The organism is Microbacterium sp. K41, assembly GCF_004794395.1.
GTDB lineage: Bacteria > Actinomycetota > Actinomycetes > Actinomycetales > Microbacteriaceae > Microbacterium > Microbacterium sufflavum.
On the sequence record NZ_SSDO01000529.1, the window covers coordinates 1 to 5,378 of the forward strand.

Genomic DNA, 5,378 nt, shown 5'->3' on the forward strand with positions numbered 1-5,378 from the left:
CCGCGGCCTCGGCGCCCTCAACGCCGGGGTGGGCGCACCCGAGTCGACCGCGGAGCACGTGCTCGCCGGCATCGACGACCCGGAGCGCTACGTGCTCGGCCGCTGCGCACGCGACCTGTGGCTGGCCGCCGATGCCCTGTCCGCGCTCGTCGGGGAGCTGCCGCTGTACTACGTCGGTGAGAGCTTCGGCGGCGGCATCGGTGCGCTGGCGCTGCCCTGGGACGAGCGCTTCGTGGGCGCGACGCTCATCGTGCCGAGCTTCGGGCAGTACGACGAGCGCCTCGCCGTGCGGTGCCTCGGCAGCGGCGAGACCGTGCGGCAGCACGTGCGCCGCCACCCCGAGGCGCGGGAGGTGCTGCGCTGGTTCGACTCCTCCACGAGCATCGGCTTCGCGCGCATGCCGGTGCGCGTGGAGGCCGCCCTGTGGGACCAGTACGTGCCGCCGCAGGGGCAGTTCGCCGTGGCCGCCGGTGCCCGCGAGGTCGAGCTCGCCGTGCTCCCAGCCGGGCACGCCGAGTACCCCGGGTGGGCGGCCGTGACGGCGGCGGCGATCCGCGAGGGCCGGGAACATCTGGAGCGCGTGCTCGCCCGGTGAGCGCCCGGAGATGCCGCAGGCGCGCACGCGGGTCCGCGCAGGCGAGCACTGGACGCAACCTGTCATAACAGGTACAGTGAGCTTGTCATTACAGGTTGCGCAGCGCCGCAGCATCCCGTCCGAGGAGCATCGATGCCCGAGTACCAGACCCCGCCGATCCCGCCGATGGCCATCGCCTTCGACGCCGAGAAGCTGACGCTCTCCCCCGAGGGCCCCACGCTCACGCGGCGGATGTCCGACCTCGAGGGCCTGTTCCGGGATCACGACGCCTGGGCCGCCTCCGCATCGGGCGACGACCCGGTGGTCTACACCGTCGTCAGTTCCCCCGTGCCCGAGGTCGACCGCGAGCTGCCGCAGTCGATCACGACGATCATGCCCGGGGACACGTCGGGCGAGCTGTGGATGACGAAGGGCCACCAGCACCCCGACCACCATGGCGAGATCTACCTGGCGCTGAAGGGCCGCGGCGGACTGCTCATGTTCGACGGCGAGCGCACCCAGTGGCTCGACATGCTCCCCGGCACCATCGGCTACATCCCCCCGGGCTGGGCGCACCGCTCGGTCAACACCGGCGACGAGCCCTACGCCTTCCTCGCCGTCTACCCGGGCGGCGCGGGGCACGACTACGGGTGGGTGCTGGAGCACGGCATGGGCTCGCGCGCCTACCGTGCGGAGTCCGGCGTCGACCTGCGCCCGTACGCGGAATAGGCTCCGGCCATGCTGATCGCGCACGACCTCGGCACCACCGGCAACAAGGCCTCGCTGCACCATGACGACGGCCGCCTGATCGCCGCGGTCACGGTGCCGTATCCCGCGCACTTCGCCGCGGGCGGGATCGCCGAGCAGAACCCCGACGACTGGTGGAACGCGGTCGTCGCCGCCACCCGCGACCTGCTCGCACGCACGGCCACCGCACCCTCCGACGTCGCGGGGCTCGTGGTGAGCGGGCAGATGATGGGCGCCGTGCTGCTCGACGGCGACGGCGAGCCCGCGCGTCCCGCCATCATCTGGGCCGACACCCGCGCCGGGGCGCAGCAGCGCGAGCTCGAGGCCGCGCTCGGCGCCGAGCGGGCGTACGGCATCCTCGGCCACCGCCTGAACCCCACCTACTCGGTCGAGAAGATCATGTGGGTGCGCGACAACGAGCCCGACGTGTGGGCGCGCGTGCGCCGGGTGTGCGTCGCGAAGGACTTCATCGTGCTGCGGCTCACCGGGCGCCTGGCCACCGACCGCTCCGACGCCTCGGGCATGAACGCCTACGACCAGGCCGCCGGCACGTGGTCGAGCGAGGTGCTGGCAGCCGCTCGGCTCGACCCGGTCCTGTTCCCCGAGATCCTGGAGTCGACGCAGATCGCAGGTCCCCTCACCCCCGCGGCGGCCGAGGCCCTGGGCCTGCACACCGGAGTGCGCGTGGTGATGGGCGGCGGCGACGGACCCCTGGCCGCGGTCGGCTCCGGCGTCGTGGCCCCCGAGGACGGCGCCTATGTCTGCCTGGGCACCTCGTCGTGGATCTCGTTCGCGGCGGATGCCCCGCTGCACGACCCGGCCATGCGCACCTTCACGTTCGACAACGTCGTGCCCGGCTCGTTCGTCCCGACGGCCACCATGCAGGCGGGCGGCGCGTCGGTGCAGTGGATCGCGGAGGCGCTGTCGCCCGATCCCGCGCACCCCGAGACCGGACGCCTGACCGCCGAGGCCTCGGCCGACGTCGACACCGACGACCTCTACTTCCTCCCCTATCTGCTCGGCGAGCGCTCTCCGCTGTGGGATCCTGATGCCCGCGGGGCCTTCGTGGGTCTCGCGCGCCATCACGGCCGGGCACACCTGGTGCGGGCGGTACTGGAGGGCACCGCGTTCAACCTGCTCACGTGCATCCAGGCGTTCCGGGAGTCGGGTGCCGTGATCGACCGCATCGACGCGGTGGGCGGCGGGGCCCAGAGCGACGTGTACCTCTCCGTGCTCGCGGATGTGTGGGGCGTTCCCGTGCGGCGGCGCACGATCGTGGAAGAGGCGAACAGCCTCGGCGCGGCGGTCACCGGAGCCGTGGGTCTCGGGCTGACCGACTTCTCGGCGGCGCGGGCGCTGAGCGAGGTCACGGCCGAGTTCACGCCCGACCCCGCCCGGCACGCGGTGTACGCCGAACGGCATGCCCGGTTCGCCGACGCCTACACCGCGCTCGCGCCCTGGTTCGCCGGACGGCCGCGCTGATGGGCGTCATCCTCGTCACCAGTCGCTCGTTCTCCGACGGCGACCTCGACCTGGTGGAGCGCGCGGCGCGGGCGGGGCACCGCATCCTCCGCGGGCCCGCGCATCACGACCTCGACGAGCTGCGGTCGCTGCTGCACGGGGCCGACGCGTGGATCGCGGGCACCGGTCCCGTGACCGAGGCGCACCTCGCCGCGGCACCGAAGCTCAAGGTGGTGGCACGCTACGGCGTGGGCACCGAGGCCGTCGATCTCGCGGCGGCCCGGGAGCGCGGCATCCCCGTCACGAACACCCCGGGCGCCAACGCCGACGCGGTCGCCGACCACGCGGTGGGGCTCATGCTCGCGGCGCTCCGGTTCGTGCCAGACGGCGACCGCCGGGTGCGAGCGGGCGATTGGGGTGTGCGGCGCGGCCGGGAGCTCGGTGCCGCGACCGTGGGCATCGTGGGCTTCGGCCGTATCGGCCAGGGTGTCGCGCGGCGCCTGAGCGGCTTCGGCTCCCGGGTGCTCGCGGCCGACCCGTTCCTTCCCGTCGAGCTCGTGCGGGCGCAGGGCGCGGAGCCGGTCCCGCTCGACGAGCTGTTCCGCGCGGCCGACGTGATCACCCTGCACGCGCCGGGCGGACAGCGGCTGGTCGACGCCGAGCGCCTCGCGGACATGCGCCGCGGCACGGTGCTGGTGAACACGGCCCGCGGCGACCTGGTCGACGAACAGGCGGTGGCCGAGGCCCTGCGCGACGGCACGCTTGCCGGCTATGCGGCCGACACTCTCGACGGCGACACCGCCGCCCACGACAGTCCGCTGCTCGCGGCCGATCTCGTCGACCGCGTGATCGTCACCCCCCACCTCGGTGCGCAGACCACCCAGGCCGTCGACAACATGGGCTCCCTGTCGCTCGACGACGTGATCGCCGTGCTGCGCGGCGCCGAGCCCGCCCACCCCGTGCCCGTTCCCCAGGAGATGCGATGACCACCACCGCCGACACCGCGGCACCCGCCGCGGACACCGCCACCGCCGACTACATGGGGTTCGTGGGCGTGACCACCGCGTCCTCCTCGATCATGAAGGTGTTCCCGCTCTGGGCCGACATCCTCGACCTCCCGACCCGCAGGCTCGTGGGCCACGACCTGCCGATGGACGCCGACCCCGCGCAGTACCGCGCGATGGTGGCGCAGATCCGGGACGACCCCCACCACCGGGGCGCCCTGGTGACCACGCACAAGATGAACGTGTACGCGGCGGCGTCCGACCTGTTCGACGAGCTCGACCCGTTCGCGGTGTCGTGCTCCGAGATCTCCAGCATCGCCAAGCGGGGCTCGCGCCTGTCGGGCCGCGCGAAGGATCCGATCACGGTCGACCTCGCCCTGAACGACTTCCTGCCCGCCGACCACTTCGCCCGCACCGGGGCGGAGGTCGTCATCCTGGGTGCGGGCGGCTCGGGCACCGCGCTCAGCTGGGCCCTCGCGGAGCGCACCGACGCCCCCGCCCGCATCACGGTGACCGCGCGCACGCAGGACAAGCTCGACCACCTGCGCGAGGTGCACCGCCAGCACGGCACCCCCGACGACCTGCTGCGCTACGTGGTGACGGAGACGCCGGAGAAGGCCGATGCGCTGGTGGCGGCGGCGCCCGCGGGTTCCGTGATCGCGAACGCCACGGGGCTCGGCAAGGACCGTCCCGGCTCGCCGCTCAGCGACGCGGTCGTGTTCCCCGCGGGCGCGTACGCGTGGGAGTTCAACTACCGCGGGTCGCTGGAGTTCCTGCACCAGGCCGAGGCGCAGCGCGCGTCGCGCGACCTGCACGTGGTCGACGGCTGGCGCTACTTCATCCACGGCTGGTCGCAGGTGGTGGCCGACGTGTTCGAGCTGGAGCTGACGCCCGAGACCGTGGAGCGGCTGGCCGCGGCAGCGGAGTCGGTGCGCTGATGCCCGTCGTGCGCACGGTGCTCGGCGACGTCGACGCGTTGGAGCTCGGGCGCGTGAACTACCACGAGCACCTGTTCCAGGTGTCGCCGCTGCTGCCGGGCGACGAGCTCGACGACGAGCAGGCGTCGGGCGACGAGGCGGCGGCGTTGCAGACGAGCGGCTTCGACGCGATGGTCGACGCCACGCCGTTCGGGCTCGCCCGGAACCCGGAGGCGCTGGCCCGCATCAGCGCGGCGACCGGACTGGGCATCGTCGCGACCACGGGGCGGCACCGCGAAGCCCACTACGGCGACGACCACCCGATGCAGGTGTGGGACGCGGAGCGGCTGTCCGCGCTGTTCGTGGCGGACCTCACCCGCGGCATGCCCGCCTCCGACGACGCGGTCTTCGCCGCGCCCGATGTGCCCGTCGCGACCTCGCCCACGGGCGCCCCGGTGCGCGCGGGGATGCTCAAGGCGGGCATCGACTATTGGCGCATCAGCCCGTTCGAGCGCACGACCCTCGACGCGGTGGCGGCCGCGCACCGCGAGACCGGTGCCCCCGTCATGGTGCACCTGGAGTTCTGCACGGCGGCGCACGAGGTGCTCGATCTGCTCGCGGCCGAGGGCGTGGCGAGCGATCGGGTGGTGCTCGCCCACGCCGACCGCGACCCCG

At 73.6% G+C, this 5,378-nt stretch carries 6 protein-coding genes; all 6 read left to right on the plus strand.

Translation table 11 applies throughout. The features are described 5' to 3' along the window. Positions 1–595, plus strand: a 595-nt coding sequence (locus DW309_RS18605) for an acetylxylan esterase family protein (RefSeq protein ID WP_205812870.1), incomplete at its 5' end; no start/stop codon positions are given. A gap of 132 nt (positions 596–727) precedes the next feature. Beyond that, positions 728–1,303 (plus strand): glucose-6-phosphate isomerase family protein, encoded by a 576-nt coding sequence (locus DW309_RS18610; protein WP_136046230.1) that lies wholly within the window; start codon positions 728–730, stop codon positions 1,301–1,303. A 9-nt stretch (positions 1,304–1,312) separates the two neighbouring features. After that, positions 1,313–2,803: a xylulokinase gene (xylB, locus tag DW309_RS18615; protein WP_136029490.1), complete on the plus strand. Its 1,491-nt coding sequence runs from the start codon at positions 1,313–1,315 to the stop codon at positions 2,801–2,803. Then, positions 2,803–3,768, plus strand: a complete 966-nt coding sequence (locus tag DW309_RS18620; protein ID WP_206252555.1) for a phosphoglycerate dehydrogenase — start codon at positions 2,803–2,805, stop codon at positions 3,766–3,768. Before xylB ends, DW309_RS18620 begins: the two co-directional genes overlap by 1 nt. Continuing rightward, a complete protein-coding gene (locus DW309_RS18625) occupies positions 3,765–4,724 on the plus strand; it encodes a shikimate dehydrogenase family protein (RefSeq protein WP_136046231.1) in 960 nt (319 codons plus the stop codon). The genes DW309_RS18620 and DW309_RS18625 overlap by 4 nt, the downstream gene beginning before the upstream one ends. Then, positions 4,724–5,378 (plus strand): phosphotriesterase family protein (locus DW309_RS18630; protein WP_136046232.1); only part of this gene is annotated, 655 nt, incomplete at its 3' end. The genes DW309_RS18625 and DW309_RS18630, both read left to right, overlap by 1 nt.

Bases quoted from the DNA above. Each gene is read 5' to 3' on its own strand.
- DW309_RS18610 (WP_136046230.1), top strand. From the start codon at position 728: ATGCCCGAGTACCAGACCCCGCCGATCCCGCCGATGGCCATCGCCTTC.
- xylB (WP_136029490.1), top strand. From the start codon at position 1,313: ATGCTGATCGCGCACGACCTCGGCACCACCGGCAACAAGGCCTCGCTG.
- DW309_RS18625 (WP_136046231.1), top strand. From the start codon at position 3,765: ATGACCACCACCGCCGACACCGCGGCACCCGCCGCGGACACCGCCACC.
- DW309_RS18620 (WP_206252555.1), top strand. From the start codon at position 2,803: ATGGGCGTCATCCTCGTCACCAGTCGCTCGTTCTCCGACGGCGACCTC.